Below are 13,245 nucleotides of genomic sequence, written 5' to 3' on the forward strand. Positions count from 1 at the left end.
GGCCCAGGCGCCGGCGGATTCGTCACGGCTCAGCGGCTCGCCAGCAGACCGTACAACAGCGGGATGCGGGGTTCGGGCAGCCGCCACCAACCGTTGGGCGTGCGGACCATCCGCGGCCAGCGCGGCCACGGCAACTCCGGCTCCTCCCTCAGCCGCCGGATCGTCATCCCCGCCCCGCTCACGGCGTTGACCACCTCGGCGACCCCGTGCATCCACTCGTAACTGTCCCGCGCGCCGTCGACGGCCGGACCGTCGGTGTAGGTGTACGTCGCGTCGCGGTGAACGGGCCCGCCGCCGCCCAGGTAGTCGTGGCGCAGCAGCAGTTCGCTGCCCTCACCCGGGGCGGCGGTCGGGCCGAGGGCGTTGAGCAGGGGGTGGAACTCCACGACGTACAGCCGGCCGCCCGGACGCAGCAGACGCGCCACGGTCCGCGCCCACCGCGGCAGATCCGGCAGATAGCACAGGGCTCCCTTGCCGGTGTAGACGACGTCGAAGCGCGCCTCCCCGAGCGCTTCGACGGCCTCGTACACGTTGGCCCGTACGTAGGTCACGTCCGCGCCGGCCCGGTCGGCGATGTCGCGGGCGGCCGTGATCGAGGCGGCGGAGAAGTCCAGGCCCACCGTCCGCGCCCCGCGCCGGGCGAAGGCGATCGTCTCGGTTCCCAGATGGCACTGGAGGTGCAGTACGTCGCGTCCCGCGAGATCTCCCAGGTCGTCCCACTCGTAGGGAGCGAACCAGCGCGCCGCGTCAACGCCTTGTTCCAGCCCGTAGAACCGGCTGGCCACGTGTACGGGGGTACGCGCGTCCCAGTTCGCCTCGTTGGCCCGCATCAGCCGCTCGTGTCCGTCGCTACTCATGCGGACATCCAACCGCCACGGCCCGGGTGGGCCAAGGCGTGCGGGCAGGCCGGGTTGCGCGACGGCGCCGTGCGCGCTCCTGCGGTGCGGTTCGAGCGGGGAGTGCGCGCTTGCCCGGCGGGTGCGTGCGGTCGGCCGGCGCTCCGGCGGCGCCTCCGCACGCCGTCGCACGGGGGTCGTCCGGGCGGGTGCGGGGTGTGTGAGAGTTCACCGTGCGAAACGCAGTGCCCAGGACCCGGCCCTCGAAGGGAGTCATCATGGGCTTACGCACCTGTCTGACGGCGATGAGCGCGGCGGTGCTGCTCGTCGGCGGAGCGAGCGTGCTTCGACTTCGAGGTCGCGCCCCGACGCGCCGACGGGGCACCGCCGTGCGTGTCCGGTTTCCACCGGCGCGGGACGGCGCACTGGGGGCGGACGCGTTCGGGCTCCGCGCGCCCTACCGGTGGTCATGGGGCGCGGCGATGATGAGCGGACCGCACGTGACCCGAACGCCTCCGCAACGCCTGCCCCCGGCCAGGCGGACATGCCGTGAAGGAGCCCACGTTGTTGCTTCTCATCTCCCCGGACAGCGTCGAGGAGGCCCTGGACTGCGCGAAGGCGGCGGAACACCTCGACATCGTGGACGTCAAGAAGCCCGACGAGGGCTCGCTCGGCGCCAACTACCCGTGGGTGATCAGGGAGATCCGCGACGCGATCCCGGCGGACAAGCCGGTGTCCGCCACCGTCGGAGACGTGCCGTACAAGCCCGGAACGGTGGCGCAGGCGGCGCTCGGTGCGGTGGTGTCCGGAGCCACGTACATCAAGGTCGGCCTCTACGGATGCACGACACCCGACCAGGTCGTCGAGGTCATGCGAGGGGTCGTCCGGGCCGTCAAGGACCACCGGCCGGACGCGCTCGTGGTCGCCTCCGGCTACGCCGACGCCCACCGCATCGGGTGCGTCAACCCGCTCGCCATCCCCGGCGTCGCCCAGCGCTCCGGGTGCGACGCGGCCATGCTCGACACCGCAGTCAAGGACGGAACCCGGCTCTTCGACCACGTTCCCCCCGATGTCTGCGGCGAGTTCGTGCGGCTGGCCCACGAAGGTGGCCTGCTCGCCGCCCTCGCGGGCAGCGTCAAGGCGGAAGACCTCGGCGCGCTGACCCGCATCGGTACGGACATTGTGGGGGTGCGCGGGGCGGTCTGCGAGGGCGGCGACCGCAACGCCGGCCGGATCCAGCCGCACCTGGTGGCCGCCTTCCGCGCGGAGATGGACCGGCACGCCCGGGAACACGCCGCTGTCGTCACCCCCACGGGCTGACCCCCGCCGTCCGCCGCGAAGGCACCGGGGCGGCCGAACGCCACGCGGATCCCGGGTCGTTGGCCGTCCACCGTCCGGAGGGGACGTGACCATGAGGTTCCGCGCGGCGGTACTGCGTTCGTACACCGGTCGGTTCACCGTCGAGGAGGTGGTCCTCAAGGAGGGGCCGGCCGAAGGCGAGATCCTGGTCAGGATCGCCGGCTGCGGAATGTGCCGGACCGATCTGGCGGTGCGGCGTTCGGCGGGCCGTTCACCGCTGCCGGCGGTACTCGGACACGAGGGGGCCGGAGTCGTGGCGGAGACCGGCGGCCCGGGCACCGGCCTGCGCGTCGGCGACCACGTCGTGCTGAGCTTCGACTCCTGTGGACACTGCCGCAACTGCCTGGGCGCGGTCCCCGCCTACTGCGACTCCTTCGCCTCGCTCAACCTCTTCGGCGGGCGCGAGACGGACGCGGCCCGGTTCACCGACGCGGCCGGGGCCGAACTGGCCCCCCGATGGTTCGGCCAGTCGTCGTTCGCCGAGTACGCGCTGGTCAGCGCCCGCAACGCCGTCCGCGTCGACCCGGCGCTCCCCGTGGAACTGCTCGGACCGCTCGGCTGCGGCTTCCTCACCGGGGCCGGAGCGGTCCTGAACGCCTTCCGGGCCGGCCCCGGTGACACCGTCGCGGTCTTCGGCGCCGGAGCCGTGGGCCTGGCCGCGGTGATGGCGGCCACCGCCGCCGGTGCGACGACGGTAGCCGTCGACCGTCACGCCCGACGGCTCGCGTTCGCCGAGCGGTTCGGCGCGATTCCGTTGCAGGTCACATCGTCCGGCCTGCCGGACCGCGTGCGGCGGTTGACCGACGGTGGCGCACAGTACGCCGTGGACACCACCGGCTCCGTCCAGCTCATCAACGACGCGCTCCGCTCCCTGCGTCCGACCGGCCACCTCGGTCTGGTGGCACGGCTCCACACCGCGCTGTCGCTGGAACCCGGAACACTGGACCGGGGCCGGCGGATCTCCCACATCTGCGAGGGCGACGCGGTGCCGAGCCTGCTGATCCCGAGGCTGACCGCGCTGTGGCAGGCCGGACGGTTCCCGTTCGACCAGCTGATCCGCACGTATCCGCTCGCCGATGTCAACGAGGCCGAACGCGACAGCGACCTGGGATGTGTGGTCAAGCCGGTGCTCGTGCCGTAGGGCGGGGAACCGGTGCCTGCCGTCGCCCCGCCCGGAGCGGTCACGGACGCGGCTTGTCCGCGAACACCCACCGGTTGCCCGCCAGCGCGTCGTTCGGCTCCGGCAGCGGTCCGCGTCCGTACCGACGGGTGAACTCGAAGGGGGTGTGCACCGAGGTGGACCAGCCCTTGGCGGCCAGATCACCCGCGGAGTCGGGCCGCGGTTCGAGGGAGAACAACGTGAGCAGGTCGATGCCGATCTGCTCCCGGGTCGCGGTGTAGGTCGGGCTGTCGCGGTAGGCCAGCAGGTCCTTCTCGAGCTTGGCCTCGTACGCCAGAGCGCTTCCCGCCGCGGCCAACCGGTCCACCGTGTCGATGAGATACCTCTCGGCGGCGTTGGGCAGGTAGAACAGCAACCCCTCGGCCAGCCACACGCTCGGCACCGTCGCGTCGAAGCCCGCATCGGCCAGCGCCCCGACCCAGTCGGCACGCAGATCGGTCGGTACCGGGACGCGTGCCGTCCTCGCGGTGGCCGACAGCCCGCCGAGCACCTCGTGCTTGAACGCCAGCACGCCCTCCCTGTCGATCTCGAACATCACGCAGCCGGCCGGCCAGTCGAGTCGGAAGGCACGGGAATCCAACCCGGCCCCCAGCAATACCACTTGACGGGCGCCGGCCTGCGCCGACCGGAGGAGGAAGTCGTCGAAGACCCTCGTCCGCAGCCCGAAGTACCGCGCGAACCGCCCCCACAACGGGTTCGCGTCCCCGTCCGGCACCTGCTCCATGCCGACCGGCCACCCCGCGGACGCCGGTGCCGCCCGTACGAAGTGTTCGGCGTACACGTCCCGTACCAGACTGTCGGGCCGGTGACTCTCGATCGCCCGAGCCGCGGCGACCAGGAGCGCGGTCAGCCCGACCCCCCCTTCCACGCCCCCCACACCCGTGTCCCGACGCGCTGCGCCCACCATGTGCCCTCCGTTGCCTTGAGCGGATCCCACCGACATCGCCGAACAGCGGTGACGGAAAGGTCCTGGCGGCCGTCGTGGTCAGCGGCTGCCGCGACGAACGACCGCCGGTCACGAGGACCGTCGCCGCGCGGACCGCCGGTCACGGCAGGCGACTCGGCGACGCCACGGATCCGTCCCGTCGAACCGCTCGTACCACGGTACGCAGGTGGTGCGCACGCCGACAGTGGTCCTGGTGTGGTGGCGGTCCGGTTTCCGGGTCGTTCGGCAGTGCCGGAGGATCGCCGGCGGCGGTCGGTCGTCGGCGCGTCCGGCGCAGCGATGGGCACTCCATGAACCGGTCCGGAACCGGATGCCTCATAGCCTTCGCACTGTCCCGTCGGCCGGTATCGTCTTTCGAACGGAAAGCCCGCCAGAATTCACCCGACCAGCACATCGGTCATTTCCTGGCGGCGATGATCAGGGAGTGTGCTGTCAGGTAAAACCTGTGGAGATCAGGATGGGCGGAGGGCTCCGGCATGCTCGTTTCAACGAAAACGCAGATGGCCAGCCCAGCGGCCAGTACGGCGCGTACGTGATACCCGATGGGTCGGTGATAATGGGTGACCGTGGCCGACGGAGCCATGCCGCCGAACGGGTTCTTCGTCCACCGGACCGGCACGGTATAGCGTCGCCGTGGTCGGCATCCCTGCTGTTCTCCGCTGCTTTCCTGTCGGCCAAGGATGTGGGCGGAGAAACACGGATGGGTGATGGAGAACACGAACCGGCCGTTCTCCTTGAGGACCCGCTCCGCCTGCCGAACCACGTCGGCCACCTGGTCGACGTCCATGAGCACCATGTTGTACACGGCCACGTCGAAATTCCGCTCCGGGTACGGCAGAACCGTCCGAATGTCGGACTGCCGAAAGGCAACGGCAAGTCCGGCCGAGGCACGGCGGGCGATGGCGATCATGCCGGCCGAGCCGTCGACGCCGTCGACGACGGCACCCATGCGCGCCAGGGTCCGGGCCAGGTGTCCCTCACCGCAGCCCAGGTCGAGAACGCGACTACCTGAAACGTCGCCAATGACCTCAAGCACCGCTGAAGTGACCATCTCGGTCACCTCTTTGCCGTCCGGGCCGTCGGCTCCGCTGAGCCAATCCGCGTATCGCTGGGCCACCGAATCCCATCGGCGAATGTCGTTACGGTCCATCGAGACTCTTCCGACCAGGGCTTCCACGAGCTCACGAAGCGGCCACTTCGCCAGCGCCGGGCCCTCGCGTGCGGGCCCTGCTCTCCAGGCCAACGATCCACCGCCTTCGCGGCAACGGGCCGGACCCGGCCCCGGTCCTGTCCGGCGGTGCGACCCGTCGCGGCGGTTGCTCGATGGTCCAGGCGGGAATTGACGCGGGCGTGGCTACCGGGCGTGATGCGGCGGATCGGCTTCCCGGTCTTGATCCGTTGCCGTGTCCGGTGAGGTCCCGGCGCCTCCTTGGCCGGGGGATCAGCGCCTCGGCGGTGGAGTCACCACCTCATCAATGACTTGCTGTGGATGGTGCGGGTCGTGCCGTCGGTGAGGGTGAGGACGACGTTGCCGGACAGCAGTCCGTCGGGGTTGCCGTTGGGCCACCAGGCGGTCCATCGGCCGTGGTCGAGGGTGGCGTGGACGACGTGTCCGTGGTCGTGCAGGGTGATCTTCGTGACGTCGGGACCCGCGGATCCGAGGGCGTAGTTGAACTCGGCCGCGCCCCTGCCGCGGGAGCCCGTGGTCTCGATGGTGATCCGGCCGGCGGGGACGGTGGCGGTCGGGGGCATGCCCATCGCCATGCCGGTGCCGTCCGGGCCGGCCAGGCAGTACAGCGCGTCGTTGCCCTGGGTGATGACCATCGAGGCGACCTTGCCGCGGATGTCCGCGTTGCTGATGCGGGGGGTGGCTCCGGCGCCGGGGAAGCCCTTGGCGTCGTCCAGGCACCATTTCACCGCTGCGGAGGAGGCGCCGCCGGTGGGCAGGGTGTTGGGGGTGCTGGTCCAGGAGGCCAGGTCCGCGGAGGACAGCGGGCCGGCGGCGCCGGAGCCGGACAGGCGGCCAGCCAGCATCACCACGGCCGCGCCCGCGGCGACCGCTCCGGCCACCATGAGCACCCTGCGCCGCACGAGGGGCCGGCCCGGCGCGGCGCCGACGAGCCGGCCGGGCCGCCCGGTGTCGGCGAGGACGGTGCGCAGCAGCTGCTCCTTGCGGTCCAGATCGACGGCGGCCAGTTCGTCGTGCGGTGCGGCGTCGAGTCGGGCGAGGCGGGAGAGGAGATCGTCGGTCATGGCGGATCCCTTTCAGTCGGTCACGGTGACGGCGGGGGAGGCCGGGGCTGCGGGGGCGAGATGGCCGGCGAGGCGGCGTTTGGCACGGGTCAGGCGCATGGCGTAGGCGGCGCGGGTACAGCCGAGTACCTTCGCCGCCTCCCTGGCGGCCAGCCCTTCCCACACGTGCAGCGCGAGGACTTCCTGGTCGGCCGGGGCGAGCGCCTGCCAGGCGGCGACCAGGTCGATCCGGTTGTCCACCTGGGCCATCGCGTCGGCCGCCGGGGCGTGGACGGCGGAGTGCGCGGTCTGCTGGATGTGCACCGCCAGCGCGGTCCGCCGCCGCGTGCCCCGGTTCGCGTTGAGCATCACGTTGCGTGCCGTGCCGAACAGCCAGGCCCGCGGGTCCCCGCGCAGCTCCCGCCGGCGCCGCCACGCCGCCAGGAACGTCTCCGCCACGATGTCGTCGACCTCCATCGGCTGGGCACGACGGCGCACGAACCGCAGCACGTCCTCGTAGTGAGCCCGATACACTTCCGTGAACCGGGCCTCGGTATCGATCGGCATGGCTTCCTTCCGTCGCTTGCACCCGTACCTGTCCGCCACCAGCACAGGTGCAACAGCCGCCGTTCCCCGCCGCTCCCGGCCCGCACGCCCCGCAGCCGCCGGCCGCGGTGGCCTGCGGATCAGCAGTCCACGGGATGTTCGGGGCCTCAGCGCTCACGCGCCACTTCGGTGGTCTCGTACGCCGCAGTGCGTACCGGGTGTCGTAGTCCTGATGCAAGATGGGGATGGCCTCCGTGCCAGGGCGTGGAGGCAGTCGGGGTCTGCTGGATTTCTTTGGGGGGCGTTCGTGTTCCAGCGTCATCTTCACCGTCACGACGACGTCGATCTGGTGATGTCGGCGCTGGGGGACGATCCTCAGTGCCTGCCGGTCTTGATCACGCTGGGTGCGGCCCTGCGGCGTGACGTGGCTTCGGCCCTGCGGGAGGTCATCGCGACCGGTGTGTGGCAGAACGACGCCCATGTACGCAGGGCCAGTGCCCGCTGGCGCGAGGAACCCCGCTTCTCCTCCTTCCTCGATCACGGACTCGAGAAGCGCCGTGACCGAGGTCCCAAGTATGAACACCTCTACGCGGCCCTGCTGACGTTCCCCGAGACCAGGGCCGCCCTGTACCGGGTGCATGCGGCGGAATGCCCGCAGCACTGCCGCACGCAGACCTCCGCGTTCCACGCAGAGCGGCATGTCGACGACTATCGGGAAGCACTGTTCGGCTGGTACGCCGTCATCCAGCACGCGCACGCCTGCGTGGTGCGGGCAGCGCGGTGGTTCGCGGACGCCGACCATCGCGACCTGCGACGCCCGCAGACGTTCACCGAGTGGCTCGTCCACAGCGAACCACGGCGCGACCGACGGGCCGGAGCCGAAACGCCGCCTGCCGTCCGGGAGGAGGCAGTGCGGGAGATCCTCCTGATGATGCATGCCTGGAGTCCCCACACCTTCGAAGCCCTCGACGTGGCCTTCCGCGTAGCGGAGGGAGAACGCGCGTCCCACGCCTGGGGCGGCAGCTTCGAACCCGCCGGCCGGCCCGAAGCCCAGGCCGCCGCCGAAGCCCTCGCGAGTGTGCTTTCCCCGCAGGAGCGCCAACACCTGCGGGACGTCATCGCCGGCATCGAAGCCGACGACGCGTGGGACCGGGACATGGACCTGGCCAAGGGCGGCACACTGCCGTGTACCAGCGGCCGACACCATGCCTGGGGCACCGCCAGTTCCGGGGAGCGAGAGGAGTGCGCCACGGCCCGAAGCCGCGTGTACGACGAGGCATCCCGGACCTGGAGCGAAGGCGTCGACCGCGCGGCCGACGCTGTCAGGCTTGCCCGGTTCCTGCTCGGTCCCCGTACCGACCGGATCCAGGCCACCCTCGCCACGGCACGCGCAGCCGTTGCCCGGTCCACCGCCGAGACCGCGCCGCAGGTCTGGCACGACAACGCCGAAACGCTCCGGGAAGCCCGTGAAGCCGCAGGACTCGACCTCGATGCCGCCGCGGGCGATCTCGGCATCAAGCCCGCCACACTGCGGCGCTTCGAACAGGCAGCGGGCAAGCTTCCCGGACGACCGGTATCCCTCGGCTACCTCCAACTCCTCACCCTGACCTGTGCCCAGGCGGGTCACACCGTCCCCGCCTGCATCCCGCAGGCCATCTCCCAGCCGGTCATCTCCCTGCCGACCACCCTGTAGTGCGCCACCGCGCCCACCCCGCCTGCTCCCATCCCACCACTGTGAATAACCTCGTGACCGGACAGATCCATCACCGGCCCTGCGGACGCCCCACCAAGCCCCGTACTCCCCGCCGTGCACAGTTCCCCGGCCCGGACTTCGCCTGCGAACTGCACACCACCGGCCACGAAAAGCCTTGGTGGAGGCGTAACGGCAGAGCCTTGAGTCCGCCCGGTGCGGTCGTGTGTGTCCCGTGCTGCTGGGCTCGGAGCGATCGCCAGTGATGTCGGCTCAGCCGGACCGGTCCGTCCTGTTGGCGTTGTCCGGCCCGGATCGGTACCGCAGGTCTTCAGGTGGCGTTGTGCCGCTGCTCAACGATGCGGGCGAGATCGCCGTCCACGGGGATGTCGAAGGCGTCGGCGATCGAGCCGGTGGCGGCTCCGACACGAGCGCGCATCGCCCGTAACGCTTCCCAGAAGGGCCCGAAGTCCCCGGGGGCTTGTGTGGGCATGCGGGTGAGGAACTCGCGCAGGGCTGCCTGGATCTCGCGAAGACCGTCCCGGAGTGCGACGGATTCGCATCGGGGGATGTGCTCGCTCAGGTAGGCGCGCAGACGGTCGGCCGACTCGACCACCGCGTCGAAGAACTCGTCTTCGTACGGGTCGTAGAGCATCCGGTGATCCTCGAGGTGATGCAGGTTCTGCCGGGCTCGCGCGCGCTCGGTCTCCTGGGCCTCCCAGCTCAAGGCCGCGCCGGTGAGCGAGACGCTGACGCTGGTGAGTCGCCTTCTCCTGTCCCGCTGCCGCCTGAACCACATAGGCTCCCGCCCCGCACGCGCACGGTCCAACTCCCGTGGCGCAAGCGTAGTGACCGCCCGACTTCACCGGCAAGCAGCCCAGTTGCGACGTCGCAGGACACCGCGCGTGCCACGCCCCCGCGCGCAGCCGCGAGTGCGGCCACCGGCGCCCCTGCTGAACCGGTCTCGTCCTCCCGCCGCCCGCGTCGGCCCACATCGCGGCGGCACCGGACGGGCTCGGCCGCTGGCGCTCGGCCGGTGGAACGCTTTCGGGGCGCCTGGCCCCCCAAGGCGAGGCCATCGTGCCCAACACCGCCGAAGGCATCGTGGAACCGCTCGATCCCACGCGGTGCCGCGTCATCACGGGCTCCTGGTCGTGGACGGCCCGCGTCGCCGGTCTTGGCCGCTTCGACGCGCCCGGCAGCCCTCCCCACGAAGCCCACGCCCCCGCCCGGCGTGTCGGCCTCGTGGCGAGGCGCTGTGACGCTTGTCCGCCACCGATCGCAACCGTCTCGGCGACAGTGCGCTCAGTGACAACGAGCCTGCGCTCACCGCCGTGGCACCACCGGCCACGGCGCGGGACGATCCACCTACCAGCACGGCGCAGTGGGCGAGGGAAGGCTCTCGGACCAGGTCCGTTCCTTCGGGAAGTGACGCGAGAGACACAACGTCGCCCGAACACATCGTGTCGTGTCCATCAGCAACAGGGGGAGAGAACGGGACATGAACATCCGCAGGAGTCTCACGGCCGCCGCTGCGGCCTGCCTGACAGCTGGAGCGGTCTTCGCGGCCGTCCCCACCCAGGCGGTCGCCGCCCCGGTCCAGCCGGCTTACTTCACCTGCAACTACACGGCCAGCGAGCCGGAGTTGTCCGTCGGAGACACCGGAACGGCGGTCAAGCAGGCTCAGTGCCAGCTGAACAGCGTCCTCGACCGGCATGTGGTTTCCGACGGCATCTTCGGCTCGGGTACCCGGAACGCGGTCATCGCCTTCCAGGAATGCGCGGGGCTCGGCACCGACGGCATCATCGGCCCGAACACCTGGTCGGCTCTCGACTACTGGTGGCTCAACGACATCGACTGCCACAAGTAGGCCGCGGCCCGCGTCATCCCGCCGCACGATAGTGGCCTGCCGGCGCGCACGGTAGTCCACCACCGGTCACCATCCGGCCCGGCCCTGCCCCTGGCGGGACCGGGTCGGCGACCGGCACGAGTGAAGTCCCGGGGTTGCCCGCTGTGCGCAACGCCTGTACGCCCGCGCCCTGTTGCAGCGACGGCAGGCGTGGTCACGGTCACGGCACAGGTACGTGATCTGCTCCCCGCGATGGTCGTCGTGCCATCGCTTCCGGCCGAGATGGGGAACAGCCGTCTGCGTCGGCCCGGAGCGATGCCCTCATGCCGGCGGAACGCTCTGCTGAAAGCCGCGTCATGGGTGTTGGCGGTGAGGGCCTGTTCGCCACCGTGGGCCACGTACAGCCGCCACACTGGACGCGGGCCGAGCCGCTCCTCGTTCAGCGCGGCCAGTTCTGTCCCAGCAACGTCGTAAACGCCGCTGACCTGGGCCAGGGCGCCCGGCCTGAACCAGCGGTCCTCACCCGCCCGCAGGGCCCGGTCCAGCCCCCAGCGCCGCCGAGACCCCCTGGGAGGATCTGGCACCGGGACCGGCGACATCCGCGTGTGTCCGGTGCGCGGCGCGAAGGCCGAGCTGCCGCGTGGTGAGGGTGAGACAGGGATGACCATGACGCTTCTCCAAGTCCTCTGCCGCGAGGACCAGTTCAGCGTGGTGAAAAGCGGGCTTTTCCGCACGGAGGCGGGGCTGCGTCTTCCGTAGGTCAGCCCCCGTCCGCGTCCTGCGAAGAGCATGGTGACCGCCCGGCAGGAGGAGCCCTCGGCACGCCCCCGTGGCCGACCGCCGGCTCGCCTTCTCAGCTGTGTACCGGGGGACTCGGTGCCGCGTGTCGCCGGGGGCGAGCGGCAGGCCGGCCCCCGGCGAGACCGGGGCGTCCGGGGCTGCGGGCGTCACCGATGCCGTATACCGGCTGGTTGTCAGCGGGTGGCCGCAGCGGCGGGCTGCGTGCTGGTGGGGCGTTGTTCGATGGTGATGTCCACGCCGCGGGCGCTGTGGTGGTAGGCCGGGGTGAAGCCGGCGCGGATGAGGGCCTGCTTCTGGGCTGCGGCGGTGCGGGCGGCGGCCTGGCGGGCGCCGGGGGACAGGTGGGTGCAGCTGACGTGCCATACCCGGGAGGTGTGGCTCAGACGCTGTTGCAGGAGGGCCGGGTCGGCGGGCAGGTTGTCCAGGGCGCCGGACGCGGCGGCGGTCCGGGCCCGGCCCACATCGGGGCGGTTGGTGAAGGCCTCCTTGAAGGCGGTGGCCATCAGCCCGCATCGGGCGCCGGCGAACAGGACGGCGTCGCCGGGGGCGTCGCGGGTGCTCAGGGAGCTGATCACGGCGTGGGTGTCCCACTGGCGGCTGTCCACCTGGCGTATGGCCTGGTGGGACGCGTACATGGGCACGGCCGCGAGGAGCGCGAGCAGCAGTTGCTGGTACGGGGGGACGACGGTGGTGGCCAGGGCGAGCAGCAGGGCCAGGGCGGGCAGGCAGAACAGCAGGTAGCGGTAGGCGAAGAGGGGGTGGCCCAGGGAGACGGCCAGGAGGAGCAGCGGGGGCACGGTCAGCCAGGGCACGCCGACCGCCAGGGCCTGCGGCGGGGCCTTGCGCCGATGCACGGCGAGGAGGACGAGGGCGGCGAGCGCGGTGGAGGTGAGCAGGAGTCGCAGTGCGGTGGGCAGGGTGCCCTGGCCGGGCGTGAGGAGCCAGGAGAAGTAGCCGAACGGGGTTCCGGCGCTGACCGGTGCGGCGTCGCCGACGGCGGAACGCTGAGCGGCGGCGAGAACCAGCAACGGGACGACGGCGGCGAAGCCCGCGGCCGAGGCCAGGAGCAGGCGGACGACGACACGGCGTCCGGGGCGGCACAGGACCACGGTGACCGCGTGGGCGGCCACCAGCAGCAGCCCGATGAGGTTGAACCAGCCCAGCAGGGCGATCAGCACGGCATAGGCGACCGGCCACCGCCCCCGGGCGCCGGTGGACAGGACTTTCACCAGGACACCCGTCGCCAGCACCGCCACCGCCATGACGAAGGCGAACGAGCGGGCCTCCTGCGCGTAGCGCGACGCGGTCGGCAGGACGGCGAGCACCAGCCCCGCGTACAGCCCCGGACGCCGGCCGCCGAGCAGCCGCCCCAACCACGTCAGACCGGCCGCCGCGACGGCCACCGCCACCGCGGACGGCACCCGTGCCGCGTACCAGTACAGCCCACCGTTCACCTGCCCGACCAGCCACATCAGCACGTAGTGCAGGCCGTGGACCGCGTCGACCCGCCCCAGCAGCTCCATCATCTGCGGCCAGGAGCGCCGTGCCACGTCGATGGTGACGATTTCGTCGGTCCACGGGGAGGGATACCAGGCCCCCCACAGACCGAGGACCAGCGCGACGACCGCCGGCATGAACCCGGCCGCCCGGCTCAACAGCGCGCGGCCGGCGGACGCGCCGGGTATGACCGGCAGGGCGGGCTGGGGTGAGGTGGCCGTCACAGTGGTGCTTTCCTCGCTAGTACTCCGCGCAGCGGACGGTGCCGGGACGAGGGCGAACCGCATCGTGTGTGACGCGAGCAGCATT

The 13,245-nt window shown here is 71.5% G+C and carries 11 protein-coding genes; 4 read left to right on the plus strand and 7 right to left on the minus strand.

Annotation, left to right across the window (positions count from 1 at the left end; all coding sequences use genetic code 11):
* Positions 1-29: 29 nt before the first annotated feature.
* Positions 30-857, minus strand: a complete 828-nt coding sequence (locus SCATT_RS35245; protein WP_014150534.1) for a class I SAM-dependent methyltransferase — start codon at positions 855-857, stop codon at positions 30-32.
* 543 nt (positions 858-1,400) lie between these two features.
* Here SCATT_RS35245 and SCATT_RS35250 point away from each other — a divergent pair.
* Together SCATT_RS35250 and SCATT_RS35255 are read left to right on the plus strand one after the other, a co-directional pair.
* Complete coding sequence (locus tag SCATT_RS35250; protein ID WP_014150532.1) at positions 1,401-2,156, plus strand: (5-formylfuran-3-yl)methyl phosphate synthase; 756 nt, start codon at positions 1,401-1,403, stop codon at positions 2,154-2,156.
* Positions 2,157-2,247: 91 nt separating this feature from the next.
* Positions 2,248-3,336: an NAD(P)-dependent alcohol dehydrogenase gene (locus SCATT_RS35255; RefSeq protein ID WP_014150531.1), complete on the plus strand. Its 1,089-nt coding sequence runs from the start codon at positions 2,248-2,250 to the stop codon at positions 3,334-3,336.
* A gap of 40 nt (positions 3,337-3,376) precedes the next feature.
* On the opposite strand, the gene SCATT_RS35260 is transcribed toward SCATT_RS35255, so the two are convergent.
* From SCATT_RS35260 to SCATT_RS35275, 4 genes are all read right to left on the minus strand, one after another.
* Complete coding sequence (locus tag SCATT_RS35260) at positions 3,377-4,282, minus strand: class I SAM-dependent methyltransferase (RefSeq protein ID WP_014150530.1); 906 nt, start codon at positions 4,280-4,282, stop codon at positions 3,377-3,379.
* A gap of 436 nt (positions 4,283-4,718) precedes the next feature.
* Complete coding sequence (locus SCATT_RS35265) at positions 4,719-5,471, minus strand: class I SAM-dependent methyltransferase (protein WP_014627157.1); 753 nt, start codon at positions 5,469-5,471, stop codon at positions 4,719-4,721.
* Positions 5,472-5,782: 311 nt separating this feature from the next.
* On the minus strand, positions 5,783-6,574 hold the full coding sequence (locus tag SCATT_RS35270; protein ID WP_014150528.1) for a hypothetical protein: 792 nt from the start codon (positions 6,572-6,574) through the stop codon (positions 5,783-5,785).
* 12 nt (positions 6,575-6,586) lie between these two features.
* Complete coding sequence (locus SCATT_RS35275; protein WP_014150527.1) at positions 6,587-7,120, minus strand: RNA polymerase sigma factor; 534 nt, start codon at positions 7,118-7,120, stop codon at positions 6,587-6,589.
* Between the two features lie 286 nt (positions 7,121-7,406).
* Here SCATT_RS35275 and SCATT_RS35280 point away from each other — a divergent pair, with 286 nt between their 5' ends.
* Entirely contained in the window at positions 7,407-8,792 is a 1,386-nt protein-coding gene (locus tag SCATT_RS35280; RefSeq protein WP_014150526.1) for a helix-turn-helix domain-containing protein, read from the plus strand.
* Between the two features lie 328 nt (positions 8,793-9,120).
* On the opposite strand, the gene SCATT_RS35285 is transcribed toward SCATT_RS35280, so the two are convergent.
* Positions 9,121-9,516 carry a hypothetical protein gene (locus SCATT_RS35285; RefSeq protein WP_231904882.1) on the minus strand — a complete coding sequence of 132 codons (396 nt, stop codon included), beginning with the start codon at positions 9,514-9,516 and terminating at the stop codon, positions 9,121-9,123.
* Positions 9,517-10,290: 774 nt separating this feature from the next.
* Between SCATT_RS35285 and SCATT_RS35290 the strand changes: the two genes are divergently transcribed.
* On the plus strand, positions 10,291-10,659 hold the full coding sequence (locus SCATT_RS35290) for a peptidoglycan-binding domain-containing protein (RefSeq protein WP_014150524.1): 369 nt from the start codon (positions 10,291-10,293) through the stop codon (positions 10,657-10,659).
* Positions 10,660-11,612: 953 nt separating this feature from the next.
* On the opposite strand, the gene SCATT_RS35295 is transcribed toward SCATT_RS35290, so the two are convergent.
* Positions 11,613-13,160 carry a glycosyltransferase family 39 protein gene (locus SCATT_RS35295; RefSeq protein WP_014150522.1) on the minus strand — a complete coding sequence of 516 codons (1,548 nt, stop codon included), beginning with the start codon at positions 13,158-13,160 and terminating at the stop codon, positions 11,613-11,615.
* Positions 13,161-13,245 lie beyond the last annotated feature (85 nt).

It is taken from the genome of Streptantibioticus cattleyicolor NRRL 8057 = DSM 46488, from assembly GCF_000240165.1.
In the GTDB taxonomy this organism is placed as follows: domain Bacteria; phylum Actinomycetota; class Actinomycetes; order Streptomycetales; family Streptomycetaceae; genus Streptantibioticus; species Streptantibioticus cattleyicolor.

Excerpts from the sequence above, each read along its gene's own strand:
- SCATT_RS35245 (WP_014150534.1), bottom strand. The coding sequence starts at position 857 with ATGAGTAGCGACGGACACGAGCGGCTGATGCGGGCCAACGAGGCGAAC.
- SCATT_RS35255 (WP_014150531.1), top strand. The coding sequence starts at position 2,248 with ATGAGGTTCCGCGCGGCGGTACTGCGTTCGTACACCGGTCGGTTCACC.
- SCATT_RS35260 (WP_014150530.1), bottom strand. The coding sequence starts at position 4,282 with ATGGTGGGCGCAGCGCGTCGGGACACGGGTGTGGGGGGCGTGGAAGGG.
- SCATT_RS35265 (WP_014627157.1), bottom strand. The coding sequence starts at position 5,471 with ATGGACCGTAACGACATTCGCCGATGGGATTCGGTGGCCCAGCGATAC.
- SCATT_RS35270 (WP_014150528.1), bottom strand. The coding sequence starts at position 6,574 with ATGACCGACGATCTCCTCTCCCGCCTCGCCCGACTCGACGCCGCACCG.
- SCATT_RS35275 (WP_014150527.1), bottom strand. The coding sequence starts at position 7,120 with ATGCCGATCGATACCGAGGCCCGGTTCACGGAAGTGTATCGGGCTCAC.
- SCATT_RS35290 (WP_014150524.1), top strand. The coding sequence starts at position 10,291 with ATGAACATCCGCAGGAGTCTCACGGCCGCCGCTGCGGCCTGCCTGACA.